This window comes from Serratia sp. D1N4 (assembly GCF_054552755.1).
Genome location: NZ_CM137274.1, coordinates 2,118,999 through 2,135,548, shown reverse-complemented (window position 1 = coordinate 2,135,548; position 16,550 = coordinate 2,118,999). Strand labels below are relative to the sequence as shown.

Here is a 16,550-nt window from a genome sequence, read left to right as displayed (position 1 = left end):
TGGTCACCTGAATTACGACAACACCGAAGAAACCAGCAATTGGGTATAAGGATGGTGTGGATCGTCCAGCACCCGATCGGTAAGACCGCTTTCCACCACCTCTCCCTGCTTCATCACCAACAATCGGTGAGCCAGCAGGCGCGCGACGCCGAGATCGTGAGTGACGATCACCGCCGCCAACTGCATTTCCACCACCAGATTGCGCAGCAAATCCAACAGCCGCGCCTGTACGGAAACATCCAGCCCGCCGGTGGGTTCATCCATAAACACCAGCTTGGGGTGCGTCACCAGATTGCGGGCGATCTGCAAACGCTGCTGCATGCCGCCGGAAAAGGTGGTGGGCAGATCGTCGAGGCGCGCAACCGGGATCTCCACGTCCTCCAGCCATTGACTGGCCTGCTGGCGGATCTCACCGTAATGGCGCTGGCCGATGGCCATCAGACGTTCACCAATATTGCCACCGGCAGACACCTGCGGGCGCAGGCCGTCGAGCGGATGCTGGTGCACCACGCCCCACTCGGTGCGCAGCAGGCGGCGACGATCGCTCTCTGCCATGGCGTACAGATCCTGTTGCAGGCCGTTTTGCGGGCGGTAAAGGATCTGCCCCTGCTGCGGTGCCAAACGGGCAGAAATCGATTTTAGCAGCGTGGTTTTACCCGAGCCGGATTCGCCGACGATGCCCAATACCTCACCGGGGTAGATATCAAACGATACGTTGCTGAAACCTTTGCCCGGCGCATACAGATGGGTAAGGTTGTTGACCGCCAGCAACGGCGTGGAACTCAGCGGAACAGAAGTCATCAGTGCTGCACCTTTTGGTCTAATTGTTGCTGGCAGAAGTCGGTGTCGGAGCAGACGAACATGCGGCTGCCCCGATCGTCGAGCACCACTTCATCCAGATAGCTGTGGCGCGAGCCGCACAGCGCACAGGGCTGATCCCACTGCTGCACGCTGAACGGGTGATCGTCAAAGTCCAGGCTTTCTACCTTGGTGAACGGCGGCAAAGCGTAGATACGTTTTTCGCGCCCGGCACCGAACAGTTGCAGCGCGGGCATCATGTGCATCTTCGGATTATCGAATTTCGGGATGGGTGAAGGGTCCATCACGTAGCGATCGTTGACCTTCACCGGGTAGGCATAGGTGGTGGCGATATGGCCGTAGCGGGCGATATCTTCGTACAGCTTCACCTGCATCACGCCGTACTCCTCCAGCGCGTGCATCTTGCGCGTTTCGGTTTCACGCGGTTCGATAAAGCGCAGCGGTTCCGGAATCGGCACCTGATAAATCAGGATCTGATCCGTCTGTAACGCGGTTTCCGGAATACGGTGGCGGGTCTGGATCAGCGTGGCCTCTGGCGTGCGCTCGGTGGTGGCTACACCCGCGACCCGCTGGAAGAAGCGGCGGATCGATACGGCGTTAGTGGTGTCGTCTGCTCCCTGATCGATCACCTTCAGTACGTCCGCACGGCCAATAATGCTGGCGGTGATCTGAATACCACCGGTGCCCCAGCCGTAAGGCATCGGCATCTCGCGGCCGCCGAACGGCACCTGATAGCCGGGGATCGCCACCGCTTTCAGAATCGCGCGGCGGATCATGCGTTTGGTCTGTTCATCCAGATAGCCCAGGTTGTAGCCGGTCAAGACGTCATTCATCGCGGGCCTCCTGTTGCAGGCGTTTGAGTAATTCCAACTCCGCCTGGAAATCAACGTAGTGCGGTAGTTTGAGGTGGGAAACAAAACCGGCGGCCTCCACGTTATCGGCATGGGCCAGCACAAATTCCTCGTCCTGCGCCGGGCTAGCAACGCTTTCACCGTATTCAGCGGTTTGCAGGGCGCGATCCACCATCGCCATCGCCATGGCTTTACGCTCTGAACGGCCAAACACCAGCCCATAGCCGCGGGTGAAATGCGGCAACTGACCGGGCGGATCGACAAAGCCATTCACCGTTTCGCATTCGGTCAGCAGGATCTCGCCAATCTCTATCGCGAACCCAAGCTCTTCCGGCACGATTTCCACCGCAACCGATCCGCTGCGGATCTCCCCGGCAAACGGGTGATTGCGGCCATAACCCCGCTGGGTGGAGTAGCTCAGCGCCAGCAGGAAACCTTCATCGCCACGCACCAACTGTTGCAGACGTGCCGATCGCGAGCAGGGGTAGACCGGCGGATTACGCGTGATGTCGTCCGGCGTGCTGCCATCGTCCTGCTCTTCATGAGCCAACTGCTGCTGACTGAGCAAATCAAACACATGAACGCAGCTTTCCGGCAGCGCTTCATCGCCCTGTGGTGCCGGTGTCGTTGTTCCTTCCGCCAGCAGCGCAAAATCCAGCAGCCGATGGGTGTAATCGTATGTTGGGCCAAGCACCTGACCACCGGGCAAATCCTTGTAAACCGCCGAGATGCGCCGCTCCAGCCGCATATTGGCCGTGAGCAAAGGTTCGCTTACCGCCAGGCGCGGTAAGGTGGTGCGATAGGCGCGCAGCAGAAAGATGGCTTCTACCAGATCGCCACTGGCCTGTTTGATCGCCAGCGCTGCTAATTCACGATCGTAGATGCCGCCCTCGGTCATCACCCGATCCACCGCCAGCCCAAGCTGTTGGCCGATCTGCTCTGCGCTGAGCTCGGGCACGCTTTCATCGCCACGCCGCAGGTTTTCTTGCAATTGATGGGCCGCCGCAATGGCTTTTTCGCCCCCTTTTACCGCAACGTACATCAGCACTCCTCCACGCGGGTGGTTCGCGGCAGCGCCATCAGGCATTCACCGCAGGTCAGTACAATATCCAAGCCCAGCGGGAAACGCTGCGGCCGCTCCAGCAGGTAATCCCGCAGCGCGGTGGGCAACTGGGGCGAGATTTCCCGTGGTTTTTCAATGCCGGGGCCGGAAAGGCGCAACCTAGGACCACCTTCCAGAGCGGCGACTTGCACCACCACGGTGGCACCAAGCTCCGGCGATATTTCGCTGCCGTGCGGTAATGCCAGCAGATCGGCAGACTGCAACGGTGCATCGAACAGCGCCAGACCGATCTCTGCGTTGCTGATGGCCAGCGGTGCGCCGGTATGAAAACGAATATTGGTCAGCACCTGCTCATTTTTTAACTCTGCTGAGAGATGAAGCGGGGTTTCCCGATCGGCCAAGGTCAGCAACAGTGCAGTGCTGGCAGTATTCAGCGCGCCCCACACCGGGCCGCCTTGTAGCGTTACCTTCTGCCCCGGTTCGCTTAACGCCTTTAAAATCAATCGGAAAGCCTGTTGAGATTGCTCAATCGGTTGGTCAAAACCGGCCAGTAGCGTCATGGCTTAGTCCCCTCGTACCAGCGTAAAGAAATCCACCCGGCTAGCCGCTACCGAACGGGCGCGCTGCTGGCGCTGTTCCTGCTGCATTGCCGCCAAGGGTTCAATCAACCGCTGTTGCAGCAGTTCATGGCCGCCCGGCTGTTGCAGCAGGGCATCAATCAGCGCACACAGCTCGGCATGGGCTTTGTCACGCCCGCTGATATAGCTGTAACCCTGGCCGCCGTTTTCCAACTGCACCACTGCGCGGGTGACGGTCATATCCCCCAGCACAAAGCGGCGACCCGTGGCGCCCATCCGCCCCTGCAACTGGGCCAGGCCGATCTCCGGTGCGCGCAGGCTGTGGTAGCTCGGGCTGAGGTTGAGCGCCTGCCAGTGGCTGCGCAACTGGGCTGGCTGGCTATGTGCCAACACCGACATCCAGCGTTGTCTCTGCTGTAAGGCTTGCATTCAGTGCTCCATCGTCAGTTCGATCATGTCGGCGCGCGCCAGGCTGACGGAATATTCCGCCACCCGATCGCTGCCGGTACAGGTGTTCAGGGTGCGCACGCACAGCAAAGGGGCGTGGGTAGCGATCTCCAGCAGGCGGCTCTCTTTAGCCTGAGCACGGCGTGCGCTGATGCGCGTCTGATAGCGGGTGAGCGGCTGATGGATATGTTGCTGGATAAACTGATGCAGTGAACCGCTGTGGAACTGTTGCAATGCGGGCCACCAATCCAGATCGGGCAGATAGTGGTCAATCACACTGATCGGAATACCATTCACGCGGCGCAGGGTGCGCAGATGAATGATGGTTTCCCCTTCTTCGCGTGAGAGTGCGCTGGCAATATGCCCGTTGCATGGGCGCAATACCGCCAGTAAACGTTCACTGGTGGGGTGACTGCCCTGCTCCAGCAGATTCTGGCTGAAACGGGCATTGGCATGCAGCGGATAATTAAAGGGGCGCATCAGCACCAGAATGCCAATACCGTGGCGGCGCTGTAGCCAGCCACGCTTTACCAGTTCGTCTACTGCGCGGCGTAGCGTGTGGCGGTTGACCTGGTAACGTTCGGCAAGCTGTTGTTCAGAGGGCAGATAATCCCCGCAGCGGTATTGGCTGCCCAGTTCCTGCTCCAACTGTGCGGCGATCTGCTGATAGCGTGTTGGGTAAGTGGTCGGATGTCTAGATAAGTGTGTCATAGAAAAAACTCCGACACGTTATCTAACTGGTGGCATATGCAGGCAGCGATGGCGTTCATAATCGGCACTCCATAACAAAAGTTAGCGTTATGGTGCCCATCGCTGATGACAATGGCGTTACGTGGGGATGGCGAATTGATGAACAATGCAGGGGGTGGCGCGTCTTGTCGTTGTTTATACCTCAGCCAACATCTTTTCCCCCTTCTCACCGGACGATCGCCGGTGAGAAAGAAGAGTGCTTTGGCTGCAAAATAACCTGCCGCTCCTTCGGATTATTTTGGGTATCACATCATTTTATCGTTAAATTAGCTCACCACCTCTGCTTATGGATTCTGAGTCTCTGTAGGCAAGCGTTTTTGCGTTTCAATAAACAGCGCTTTTGCTTCAACGGCAATATCAGGATAATTGGAGAAAAAACCATCCATTCCAAGTTCAAAAAAACCTAAGTATTCAGCAATAGACAGAGCATCTAGCCTTGATTTATTAAACGTCCAACCTGTAACGGTCATACCAAGCTCATGAGCATAAGTATAAAAATCAGGTGTATATAAAGGCCAACTCGAACTGGTTGTTAACGCCTTTGACGTAGAGAGGGATACACCAATATCTGGCGCATATTCTTTGATATCAGCAAGACGAATCACCTGTGGAGGACTGTCTTGTGTAAGTACGCAGTAATCCTGGCAATCCAAGCCTAAAGTCCCACTATACTCAGTGTCATTAAAGCTGCTATCAATCGCATTACCCAGTTGAACCAGAGGTAATAAATAGCCTCTATTTTGCATTTTGTTCTTTAAGCTTTTTAATGTCTCCGCACTAAAAGACTGAATGTATATTTTGTTTTTTTCAGTGTAACCGTATTTTTCTAATGACTCTAGTATTTTGTTTTCTTGAAGCTCATCTTTTAATTTTGCTTCTGGGTAGATGCCAATTTCTTTTGCTGTCTCCGTTGAAAGCCTTTGAGCCAGCTTAATTACTTCATCAAAAGTAGGGACTTTAAATGGATCGTTCGATGTTGGGGTAAAACCCGGATAAGTATATTTAGCAGTGCCATTTAGCTTCATTTCAAGTTGTTTGATCTCTGCTAAGGTGTACTCCCCTACATTCGTAGAACCATTTCTGGCACCAAAACGTTCCAAAACATCGGTCGTCCGTTCCAAGGTCGTATCATGAACAGCGACAAGCTCACCATCCTTGGTTAATTGAAGATCGGGCTCAATGTATTCGGCGCCCATTTTAACGGCTAACTCGTAGGCCCCTAACGTGTGCTCGGGTAAATATCCGCTTGCGCCTCTATGTGCAATGATTATCGGTAACTTAATGGGTTTGAGTTCTGGTTCGATATACTCTGGCTTGGTGATATATTCAGTTTCTTTTTGGGTCACATACTCAGTCTCCGTCTTGGTAATATACTCGGTATCACCATCGCAGCCGGTGAACAATATCGTCCCTGCGGCGACTGCACTAAGATTAAATATTCTATTGCCCCTCATAACATTCTCCTTTTAAAAATTTAGAATATAGACTCGTTATACTTCATGTTGCATAAATGCTGACTGCATGACTTGGCATTTATAACAGCCCCATGGCAGGATCGGTAATACTGTCTTTACCGGTTTCTACCCGCCCGGAAAAACGGCGATAGTAAGCGGGTAATTCTTGGCACGTCACCTCAAAGTCATACCAGTTGCCGCTGTCTTGCAACTCCCAGCTACATTCCTGCTGTGCGCCCGCGGCTACAGTGGCCGTCCAGGGGCCATCTTTGCGATAAGCTTTTGCTGTGACGTAAAAGGCACAGGGCCGATCGCTGCTGTTCATCAGGGTAACCAGCACTTTTCCATACGTGATGTCATAACAAACGCGTATTTCAGGATCGGCATGCCCCAGCGTTAGTTCGCCAGCAAAAGCCCGATGGTAGCCATTGGGGCCAAGCACCCACAAATCATAAGCCCCTGCATCCGCGTTATCGAGAACCCAAACGTCATCCAATTGTTTACCCGCTTCTACCACATAACGGCGCGGTACGCGCTTCAAATCGCTCTGTTCCCGTTAGCAGCCCCTCGAATGACTTCGGGCATATCACGTTTTCCATTGCCTTATGCTTTGTATTGTTCAAGTTACGGCAGGAAGTAGCAAAAGCCATGCATCGACAACTTGATCCCAGAAAAAGATACTGATAAATAATGGTATATATATTAAGGAAATATGTAATTAGTATGACATTGGAAATAAGAGGGATCTCTATATCCTCGTTCCATTACAGCAGGAGTATTACCCTGCTGTAATGGAAAAGTTTTGTCGAACAATGTGACGTTAAACTTTAGATTACTTAGAGAGATCAATCTGGTATAGGCTCATACCATTGCCATCATCCGCTTTATATACGCTGATATTCTTCAAGCCGATGCTCTGCGCATAGGCCAGTTTATCTGCGGCGGAACGGAAAATAACCGGGCCTGCGGTGGTCACCGGGACAAAACGCCAACTACGTGCGCTGCCATCCTGTTCCCGTGTTAATACTGCACGATTCTTGATGTAATTTATCAGTACATCGCGGTTGTTATCCGGTGATGCATAAATGATCCGATCCGCCGTGAGCCCTGGGAAACCACCACCGCCGGTTGCTCGATAATTGTTGGTGGCAATAATAAATTGCTGGCTGGCATCTATTGCTTGCCCCTTATAGGTGAGATCAACAATCCGCTTGCCGACGGGTTGCGTGATATCAATCTGGTATTTCAGGTCATCGGACGTAAACATATCAAAGTTAAAGCTGGGAAATGAGGTGGTCAAGTTTTGCGCCACGTCAGAAGCTGGATCAATCTGATTAAAGCGCTCCGCCGCTTTTTCCAGCCAACCCTTGACAATATCCCCCGTGACCAGCACCGCATAGACAGTATTGGGATACAGATAGAGGTCGGCGGCGTTATAGATAGAGAGATCCCCCGCTTCAACCACCGTAAAATCCCCCACACCAGAAAAGCCCCCCTTAAATGGCGCACTGACAGAGAGAACCGGAATATCATGATACTGAGGGAGATTAAGATCGACATAAGCCTTGACGTAATCCGCCTGAGCAGCGTTAACAATCTGAATGGCGGAGGCTTCACCAATATCGGCAAAATAGGTTGTCATATCAAAATCACTTTTTCCAATCGGCGTTTTGACATAATCAATCACTTCTTCATGAACGGCCTGAATCGTTTGTAAAATTGACGGATCGGCGGCGACATAAGTTTTTGTGCTCGGATCTAATAGCGTTTTTTCCAATTCAACACGGGTGTTTTCCTTGATGACCTTCCAGCCAGATTGATCGTGCTGTAGGGTCAAATGAATTAGCCCCACCGCCTTCCCCCAATAGCTGGCCATCACTGCCGGAACGCCATTCAGAAAACCATTTTTGCTGTCGACGCCTAGAGCATTACAGACGCTGCTATTACAGGATGCCAGCGGGAATTCATTGTGGGAATGCCCCATAATGATCGCATCTATTCCAGGGACTTTTGCAAGATAATAGTTGGCGTTTTCCATCTCTGCGGAGTAAGCGCTTGTGCTATATCCACCATGGGAAAGTGCAATAACCAGATCGGCCCCCTCCGCTTTGGCCATGGGAACATATTTTTCGGCAGCTTCGACAACGCCGCTGACGCCGATCTGCCCATCCAGCCAGCGCTTGTCCCAGTTCATAATAGGAGGAGGAGTGAAACCAATCACGGCGATCTTGATAGACGCCAGATTTTCCTGACCCTGTGAGTCATAGGTTTTCAGGTTTTTATTCAGGATGATATACGGCTTATAAAGTGGCTTGCCGTCTTTCTGGCTCCAGACATTGGATGAAACCAACGGAAAATTGGGGCCGACACATTTTTTTTGCTCACTCACCGTAGGCAGCGCCGCTATATTAAATGTTGCCCCAGTCACCTGGGCCAAATAAGGTAAACCGTAATTGAACTCATGATTACCCAAAGTACCCGCATCGTAACCTATCTCATCCATTGCTTGGTAAATAGCCAGCTTTTCATCACAGTTAATCGGATTAACCTGCGCCTGATAGTCTGCCAAGGCCGTACCCTGAATGGTGTCGCCGTTATCAAATAACAGAACGTTGCTGTATTTGCTTTTAATTTCCCGCAACAGCGTTGCAGTTCGCTCAAACCCGACGCTATTATCCTCGCTAAGCTTGAAATAGTCATAACTGAGGGCGTTGGCATGAAGATCGGTGGTCGAAACCAGCGTCAGTTCGCTGGTACCGACGACTGGAGCAACGGCAGTATCTGTTCGATTACTGCTTGAATCACAGGCGTCTAATACCAATACCACGATGGATAGAAGAGACAGGGAAATAATATTTTTCTTAAAACCGGCTAACATAAGCTCTCCAGGAAATAGGGGCGTCACTTAAACATTGATTGACACCATAGAAAACATCAGTCCATGATTAAATATAGAAAAACAAGAATAAAAACCGTCTATTACATCGAGGTTTCATTTTAGTGAACAATGCAATAATAGCTAATAAAAACTGATAGCTAACCACACCCTGCCCCGTTATCCAGCGATGTCGCTGGCTCTAAAACAAAATGCGCTGGTGATTCTGCGCGTAAATCGGGGGCAGTCTGAGGCGATAACCTTCCAGCCGGACCAACCTTTCTGCTTCAAAGCGATTGGACGTGCCTAGAGCCTTGAGGATTTCTGTTCGTTGGAAATGGGAGATTAGAGATAAAGGGATTCTTCTGCGGAAGTAATAACGTGAGCCACGTTTAACCAGATGAGTGCACATAGGGAAACCCTGTGTAGCATCTGTGTGTAGCAATAGGAATTCTTGGGGGGGAGAAAATCTTTAGGAAACAACTAGAAGGATCGACATAGGGGGCAGCTAAGCTAGCTGCCCCCTGCCAAACCACTCGGCATGCGGGTCCGCACCGGACGGTTCGAGTCGTTGAGGTTATGAGAGTCGAGGCATGCCACGGGCATCAAAGTAGCCTATTGTCAGCACGTTATGTAGCGCTGTCATGCTACTCCTTCAACGGTTGCAACTTGAGGGTGTTGTCACCCAGCTCTATCACCCGGGCACGATCGGGCTCCAGTTGTTCACGGGGGATCACCAGCCGCCAGGTGTTCTTTGCCGTGTCTGGCATTCTGAACATCCCGACCACCGCCACAAATTTCGCGTCTTTATCCAGCGGCATGTCCAGCGTCGCTCCGTCCCCCGGTTTTACCACCACCTCACGCCAGGCCAGCAGGTCAGCCTGCAGCAGGGCATCGCCCTCGTTCAGCACGCTCTGGTAGGTGGCCTTCTCCAGCGCTTTGCTGTCACGCAACTGGTAGACCCGAACCATTGTCGGCACCGATAACGCCGTCATATCCTCATCGTCCCGGTTCAACGCCGCACGCCCGGTAAAATCCAGTCGCAGTGTGGTGATCTGCTTGTAGAAAACTGATTTGGTGGCCGACTTGGTCCCCTCCACCACGCTTTGTGTCAGACCGCAGCCACTCAGCAGCGCAACGGCCACAACAAGGGCAAAGGGTGACTTAAAAGCGGTAATTGACATACTGACTCTCCCTGTTTTTGGTATTGAGGTGTAATCCCTGATAACGGCCCAGACTGACCGTGATGCTGTCCGGTAGCGCCGCCGGTGGCGGCGACATCCCGACGCCCAGTATGCCGGTCAACCCCAGCAGTACCCGAGGTTCACCCAGCACCGGAGCCGGTAAACTGTGGGTCGGCAGTCGCAGCTGCAATCGGGCATTGCAACGCCACCCCAGATACACCCGCAGCAGTACCAGCAAATCCTGGTGTAACTGCCCGCCCGGCAACCAACTCTGAGCTTCTGCCGGATCGTCGGTACTCAACAACAACAGCAACTGGCTGTTAACATCAATCCCGGTGTCGCCCAACACCGCCCCCTGAGACAGGCTCACCGAGGGAATTTTCGACAGGCTGGCAGGCTGAGCCAATCGGATTTTTTGCGGGCAGTGCGGCGTCACCGTCGCCACGGTGTTCGGGGCCAGCAGCTTGACCAGCGCCACCACCCCTTCCGCTGTCCGGGTCGGCAAACGCATCACCCCGAGCAGCGCCAGAAAACGCGACACCGGGGTACCAATATGGTTAGCGGTACCGGGAATACCCAGCCCAATCAGCCCCAGCAGGCATTGTGAGGTGGCGTCAGTCCCGCCCGACACAAAGGTGGCCGGGTAGGAGTATTTACGCCAGATACGATAGAATTGGGTGAAGATCCGGTGGTTGAAGATGTCGAGGAATGCCTCAATCGCCTCATGCCCTTCCCGACGCTGGGCAATGTCATCCAGATACGACGTCGGCAACGGGGAATCCACCCCGTACAAGCCGAGAAAGGTGGTGCGCACGGTGGCTGGCCGTTCGGGATGATCCGGATCGGTTTCCAGTGCCTTCAGTTCACTGACCGGGAACCCCATGCCGGGGTGCGGCCGAAAGCGCACCGGATCATCCGCCGGGTGGGCGGTACTGCCCAGCGGCGGGTTGTCCGGCAGCGCCTGTTCCAGCAACTGGCAGAAACGGTAGACATTGGCATACGACATCCGCCCGGCCAGGGCTTCAACAAGCCCGCTGTTTTTCAGCCGGGTATGCGCTGACTGTGGTTCTCTTTCCATCGCAGACAGGTTCCTGACGGTTGCAGTATCAGCGTAAGCTGGTTAAACAGATGAATATCGGCGTACAGCGCAAAGAAGCGGCTGAGCATCTCGCCAAACAGGCTGATATCCCCTTCGCCGGCAAAGCCGTTGCTGTCGAGGGTGACTTCAATGTCCACGCCCCGCAGCAGGAAGCCTCTTTCAAAGCGCTGTATCAGATGGTGTTTGACATCGACAATCGCCGCCAGACGGCGACGGTTCATCTCATTCTCCGTCCAGTCGTACAGCGCCAGGGTGCCGCGCAGCACCTCGGCATTGTCCATCATCGGCAGGAAGTTCGACCCCAGATGACTCAATATTCGCCAGTGGAAACGGTCACGATTCGGGGGATAACAAGGCATAGTCGGTTGGCATAGGTTGCGTACCTTCAGGCCGCTCTGGGCGAACGGCACCACCGTATCGAGCAGGGTACTCTGCAACGCGGTGCGCGGCAGTTGGCCGTTGGTGCCCGTCAGCGTCAGCGACAGGCTTTCATCGGTGCCGAGTTTGTCACTGTCAAACGCCTCGCCCCCGAGGATCAGCCAGGTATCGTGCAACCCGTTCACACCGCGTTTGACGCGGGTATGGAAATAGCGTTCCGGGGCTTCGGAACGCAGCATTCCTCCCTTATGGCGGAAACTGCTGAACGGGACGTAATGTTGATGCCCGGTATGTTTGGACGAGGTCACGCTGTTGACCGAATAGATTTCGGTATGCCCGTCCTGCAGGCGCATCGGGCGCAGCAGGTAATCGCTCTCCAGCGGTGAAAGCGTCAGCGGATCGGCCTCCAACTGGAACAGATTGATCACCGGCACACAGTGCAGACGGATATTGTCGGTATTGAACGGCAAATCATGGGGCCACAGGGTGTCCAGCACTACATCCACTTCAAACCAGGGCATGCCCTGCGGGAATGTCGATGACGCCAGCCCGTTGAGGGCCACAAACATGAACTTCTCACGGAAGGTAAAATACTCCAGCAGCAGTTGATAACCGCTGAACGCACTCTCCCCTTTTGGCCACAGCCCGTCCTGCTCGCCAAACCCCAATGGAGAAAAGTGCCCATCCAGGCGCTGGCGATCGGTTTGCCCAGGGAGCCGCAGGTACAGCGTCTGCGCCTGCAGCGTGAACGCCCGGTGCAGTGCGCAGGCCACCGGACCATCGGCATTCAGGTACAATGGCAGGCGGCTCAAATCCGTCTGGCTCCAGTCGGTCAACGCCCCGCAGGCAAACCGCAGCCGAATGACCGATCGCCCGTCAGGCTCGGTGGCAATGCCCGCCGAAGCCACGCTGAGCGGCGTCAGCGTGATGTCCTGGGTAGTGGTATACCGGCAGCGGGTCTGGTGTGCCCCCACTGGTTGTGACATCACCTCAAACCCGCGACCAAGGTTTTCACTGTGTTTCATCTGCTGCCGATCGGGCGTCAGTTCTATGATCGACAACGAGGGAATGGTGCGCAGGTAATGCGGCCACAGCAGGCTGACCAGCCCTTCGGTCAACTCGGGCAAATCATCATCCAGCTTTTCCCGCAGCCGCCCCATCAGGAAGGCAAAGCCCTCGAACAGGCGTTCGACATAGGGGTCACTGGCCCCCACCTTGTCCAGGTTCAGCATCGCCGCCCGATCCGGGTGGGCCTGGGCGAACTCTTTACCGGCTTCACGCAGGTAGCGCATTTCGGCCTCGAAATAGCGCAGGGTTAAATCTTCCATGCAGAAAGTGCCTCTTAAAATAACAATCAGTGCGTGAACGGATATTTAATATCCTGCGTTATTTTCATTTTCGTGACGAACTTATCCATTTTTCTTTGCTTCATCAAAAAAATTTAACAAACTGCCACGGCAACTGGGTCTAGTTCTGGTACCTATGACATCCGCTCGATGAAGCTTTCAGGTAATCTTTCCAGGATGGAGCACCACGCGTCAAAGGCTCCAGATGCGTCAGAACGAAAGCCGCAGAATGGAGCGGCTTGGGTTATTTTTCAGTCAGCGATTAGATCGCGTTTGACCCAGGCCACTAAAGGCATACCTTTAGCATTAATATAACCAATATTTGCCCACTCGTTATCCGGCGTTATTTTTATTACTTTAACTTTATCACCAGATACAAGATAAGCTTTTGTTTTGCTATGAACATTCGGTTCAGAAAACAAAACCGCCTTAGCTTTTACCGATAATTCATTTTTGATACCATTTAGATAATCAACAATTGCGTTGGCGATAACCTCTTTTGAACCATTGCTCTCTTTTAGTAATTCTTGATAATTATTTATATTACCTGTATTTGGCACATCACACCGCAATATATTCTCTATTCCTTTATCACTTATCAGTGAGAAGGTTTTTTTTACTCCATTGATTGATGGTCTCATTGATAGAAAGGGAAAAGTATCAGCTCCCTGTGCCGTTGAACTCGCCAATATATCTTTATTATCAACCCAGTCATAACCACAGACTTCACCATCCCAATCACTCACTATGCAACCATCTCTCATATCAATTACGCTACAATACTGTTTGTCAGTATATTTTTGCGTTCCGTCCTCCTGCGTAACCTCTCCACCTGAAATACTATTTACTATCACGTAGTTGCCAGAGGGAGATGTTTTTGTTGAACCATCTTCAGTATAATATCTATCGCTACGAGTTATGTCTAATAGGCTATTTTTATTTGAGAATGCTAACTTCCCCCAGGCATGACTATCAAAGTGCTCACCTTTCTTTTCTTTTGAGAATATTAAAAAATTACCATTCGGTGATTTGATTAGTATATCAGCATGACTTATCATAGAAAAAAAACCGATAAGAATAATAAAGAATTTAATCATAACTTAATCCTTAATGAGTTATATCTCTCGATAGAATTCGTCATTTCCCTAGTTAACTTATACTCTTCCAGTAATTTATTTTCATAAAAATTATGTTCCGCCCCCCAGGTTTGAGGATCTAAACTTATTGCAGGGTTATGTGAATGGAAATTTCTTATTGCTTTCTTAAAATCCCTAACAACATATCCAGGTCTATTAACTGAATGATCTAAAACAACCGCACGTCCAAATTTACTCTTCACAAAATCTTTTATTTTTTTATTTTCAGAAGTTACCGTCGCCCCCTCATATTGATGAAGTCGTTGTATGAAATCTAAAACTTGAATATCCAAATATTCAGGTAATAATATAACTTTGAGCAATGCTGCCAATGGTTTATTGTGTACAATACTTCCATATGAAGTTGCATTACTACCCTGCCTTATCAGTGTTTTCAAGTCTGATGCTGTGATCCTATTCCCTTGAGTTAAAACTTGATCGCTGTAATACATTATTGCAGATGAACCCGTCCCTTCTACAGACCAACCACAATGCGTTACATAGTTTTCGTACAAATCAGGGTGTAGATCTCGAAATTTCGCGAGTTGAGTAGGAAGTTCACCTTTCCCTTCACGCCCTTCTTCATCCTTAACCGTTTTCTGCATGGCACCAGCAGTGATTACCTCACTATCATACGACTGAATCGCATCCATTTTGCCTTCATTCTCAGACATAGCGATAAGTATCGTTTTCTCATCTTGCGTGATTTGTCCTTCTGAGATTAATTTGTCCCATCGAGCATAACTCGCAAGAGTTATCTCCCCCCAGTAAACTGGGCCATATTGTGTCCCGTATTTTGTAACTTTAAATCTATTAGCATAAAGTTCTTCACAGTTACATTCAGAGGAACTCAATGCCTCCAAAAACGCCACCGGATGCAGATGCCACAACGCCTCCCCACTGCGGATCTCTGGCACATGCTTCATCCACACCATCGCATTGATATGCTGGCGGTTGTACTCCGCATCCCCCGGATAGCGCTTCGCCATCTCAGCCAACGTACTCTGCCACAGCGCCGAATTCGCATCGTGAACCCATTCACTGTGGTGCTTCACGATAAACCGCTGCACCTGATCCTGTATGTGCTTTTCCCGGCAATGTAGATACTGCCACAATTCACTGTTAGAGACCTTTCCATCGCCGTCCCTGTCCATCTCACGCAACAAACGCTGATACCCCTCCGACACCGTTGCTGAATACATCCCTTGGGTGTGGCTGTCTGCCTGCGCCTTAAGCTGCTCAAACACCTCCCGAAACCACGGCTCCTGCCTCGCTTTTTGCACGTCTTTCGGCGGAGCTTCCTCCTTCAGTAACACAAACCCCCGTTTTGCCAGATCAAACTGATTGACGAGAGTCACGTCATTCACTGGCAGCCAGGCACCTTCTTCCGGCACGTAGTACCAGTCTTTCCCCTCCGCCATCTTTTTGGCAGATTTTCCCATCGGGGTAAACCTGTCTTCATGGGTAGGTGACGGATCATCCCCGCCAAACACCGCAAAGGTGTTTCCCTCCTCTTGATACAGATACCGTGTTTTCCCAGCCAGTGACCGGATAAGCGGTTCGCCCCCCGTGAAACCTGTTTTGTTCGCCACAAAATCTGGCAGACGGCTGTCCTGACTGAACACTTCCAGATGGGAGAAATGATTCGGTGGCTCAAATGGCGATTCGTGCCGCCCCATATGCCCGATAACATCACCGGCCTTCACCTGAATAACCTCATCACCCTTGAGTGTCACCACTTCATTGAAGATCCCTTTCTTTCGCGCTGCCTCTATCCACGCCGGGACAGGCCGGGTCTGCCTTTTCAGGTATCTCTCCAGCCCGGAAACCCACCCCGCCATGCCTGCTTCAACGGTCGATGAACGCCCCTCCGGCACCGTTTTCACTCGCACGAAAGCAAACGGGGCCACCCTGCCGCGCAGGAAGAAATTTGCTTCCTCAAGGATCTCCACCACACTGTTGCGAGGCAAAACAACCTGGCTCTCGACCGGAACGGCATAAGGACGCTGGCCATCCGCCGACGTCGGGACGGTAGCCCCCTGGGGCAATCCACTGCGCACCCAGCCGGTTGCCGGGTTGTCTTGCCGCACTTTCAGCGAACTCGCCACCACCTTGGCGGTCGTGTTAGCCTCCAGTCCATACGCCGCCAACGGGGCCAACTGTATCCACAGCGTGTAAAAATCCAGCGCGTTATCGGGTTTCTCGGTATCGGGCGTACAGGTAGATTTGATCAACACAAAGGTCGATGTGAAGCGAAAGGCTTTGGGGAGATGAGTCAGTTTGTACGCCGCCGTCAGATAATCATCATTCAGCCGGTAAGCAACTATCTGACCGTCTGTCATCACGTTCAGACCGCTGCGGCGCTGGCCGCTCGGATCGTACACGCCACCGGCATAGAACCGGTCATTCAGGTGGATACCACCATGCCAATGGCCTTGAGACTTGAACAACCAGAAAGCATCGCCCAAACCTCCCTGCAAAGCAGACATCAACTCACTGGCAGATGAATAGCCCTCAACGGGCAGAACCATTTTCATTCCATAAACTCCTGTAAAAAACATCCCAGGCTG

15 protein-coding genes are annotated in these 16,550 nt (G+C 52.3%); all 15 read right to left on the bottom strand.

Annotation, left to right across the window (positions count from 1 at the left end):
• Positions 1-12: 12 nt before the first annotated feature.
• The 15 genes from phnK to ACX1CU_RS09115 all read right to left on the bottom strand — a co-directional run bounded on the left by phnK (position 13) and on the right by ACX1CU_RS09115 (position 16,517).
• Positions 13-801, bottom strand: a complete 789-nt coding sequence (gene phnK / locus ACX1CU_RS09185) for a phosphonate C-P lyase system protein PhnK (protein ID WP_459402256.1) — start codon at positions 799-801, stop codon at positions 13-15.
• Positions 801-1,652 carry an alpha-D-ribose 1-methylphosphonate 5-phosphate C-P-lyase PhnJ gene (locus ACX1CU_RS09180; RefSeq protein WP_459402255.1) on the bottom strand — a complete coding sequence of 284 codons (852 nt, stop codon included), beginning with the start codon at positions 1,650-1,652 and terminating at the stop codon, positions 801-803. The genes phnK and ACX1CU_RS09180 overlap by 1 nt, the downstream gene beginning before the upstream one ends.
• Positions 1,645-2,712: a carbon-phosphorus lyase complex subunit gene (locus ACX1CU_RS09175; protein WP_459402254.1), complete on the bottom strand. Its 1,068-nt coding sequence runs from the start codon at positions 2,710-2,712 to the stop codon at positions 1,645-1,647. Before ACX1CU_RS09175 ends, ACX1CU_RS09180 begins: the two co-directional genes overlap by 8 nt.
• Complete coding sequence (gene phnH / locus ACX1CU_RS09170) at positions 2,712-3,293, bottom strand: phosphonate C-P lyase system protein PhnH (protein WP_459402253.1); 582 nt, start codon at positions 3,291-3,293, stop codon at positions 2,712-2,714. Before phnH ends, ACX1CU_RS09175 begins: the two co-directional genes overlap by 1 nt.
• Before the next feature lie 3 nt (positions 3,294-3,296).
• A complete protein-coding gene (phnG, locus tag ACX1CU_RS09165) occupies positions 3,297-3,740 on the bottom strand; it encodes a phosphonate C-P lyase system protein PhnG (RefSeq protein WP_459402252.1) in 444 nt (147 codons plus the stop codon).
• Positions 3,741-4,469: a phosphonate metabolism transcriptional regulator PhnF gene (gene phnF, locus ACX1CU_RS09160; RefSeq protein ID WP_459402251.1), complete on the bottom strand. Its 729-nt coding sequence runs from the start codon at positions 4,467-4,469 to the stop codon at positions 3,741-3,743.
• 323 nt (positions 4,470-4,792) lie between these two features.
• The gene (locus ACX1CU_RS09155; RefSeq protein WP_459402250.1) at positions 4,793-5,962 is read right to left on the bottom strand and encodes a glycerophosphodiester phosphodiesterase family protein; all 1,170 of its coding nucleotides are present in this window, start codon (positions 5,960-5,962) and stop codon (positions 4,793-4,795) included.
• 79 nt (positions 5,963-6,041) lie between these two features.
• A complete protein-coding gene (locus ACX1CU_RS09150; RefSeq protein ID WP_459402249.1) occupies positions 6,042-6,503 on the bottom strand; it encodes a phospholipase domain-containing protein in 462 nt (153 codons plus the stop codon).
• A 291-nt stretch (positions 6,504-6,794) separates the two neighbouring features.
• Positions 6,795-8,840, bottom strand: a complete 2,046-nt coding sequence (locus ACX1CU_RS09145; protein ID WP_459402248.1) for a bifunctional 2',3'-cyclic-nucleotide 2'-phosphodiesterase/3'-nucleotidase — start codon at positions 8,838-8,840, stop codon at positions 6,795-6,797.
• A 199-nt stretch (positions 8,841-9,039) separates the two neighbouring features.
• Positions 9,040-9,249 (bottom strand): DUF6538 domain-containing protein, encoded by a 210-nt coding sequence (locus ACX1CU_RS09140; protein ID WP_459402247.1) that lies wholly within the window; start codon positions 9,247-9,249, stop codon positions 9,040-9,042.
• A gap of 235 nt (positions 9,250-9,484) precedes the next feature.
• Positions 9,485-10,021, bottom strand: coding sequence for a type VI secretion system lipoprotein TssJ (gene tssJ / locus ACX1CU_RS09135; RefSeq protein WP_459402246.1), 537 nt, complete (start codon positions 10,019-10,021; stop codon positions 9,485-9,487).
• A complete protein-coding gene (gene tssG, locus ACX1CU_RS09130) occupies positions 10,002-11,099 on the bottom strand; it encodes a type VI secretion system baseplate subunit TssG (protein WP_459402245.1) in 1,098 nt (365 codons plus the stop codon). The genes tssJ and tssG overlap by 20 nt, the downstream gene beginning before the upstream one ends.
• Positions 11,063-12,826 carry a type VI secretion system baseplate subunit TssF gene (gene tssF / locus ACX1CU_RS09125; RefSeq protein WP_459402244.1) on the bottom strand — a complete coding sequence of 588 codons (1,764 nt, stop codon included), beginning with the start codon at positions 12,824-12,826 and terminating at the stop codon, positions 11,063-11,065. The genes tssG and tssF overlap by 37 nt, the downstream gene beginning before the upstream one ends.
• Before the next feature lie 269 nt (positions 12,827-13,095).
• Positions 13,096-13,941 (bottom strand): hypothetical protein, encoded by an 846-nt coding sequence (locus ACX1CU_RS09120; RefSeq protein WP_459402243.1) that lies wholly within the window; start codon positions 13,939-13,941, stop codon positions 13,096-13,098.
• The gene (locus ACX1CU_RS09115) at positions 13,938-16,517 is read right to left on the bottom strand and encodes a hypothetical protein (RefSeq protein ID WP_459402242.1); all 2,580 of its coding nucleotides are present in this window, start codon (positions 16,515-16,517) and stop codon (positions 13,938-13,940) included. The genes ACX1CU_RS09120 and ACX1CU_RS09115 overlap by 4 nt, the downstream gene beginning before the upstream one ends.
• Between the last annotated feature and the right edge of the window lie 33 nt (positions 16,518-16,550).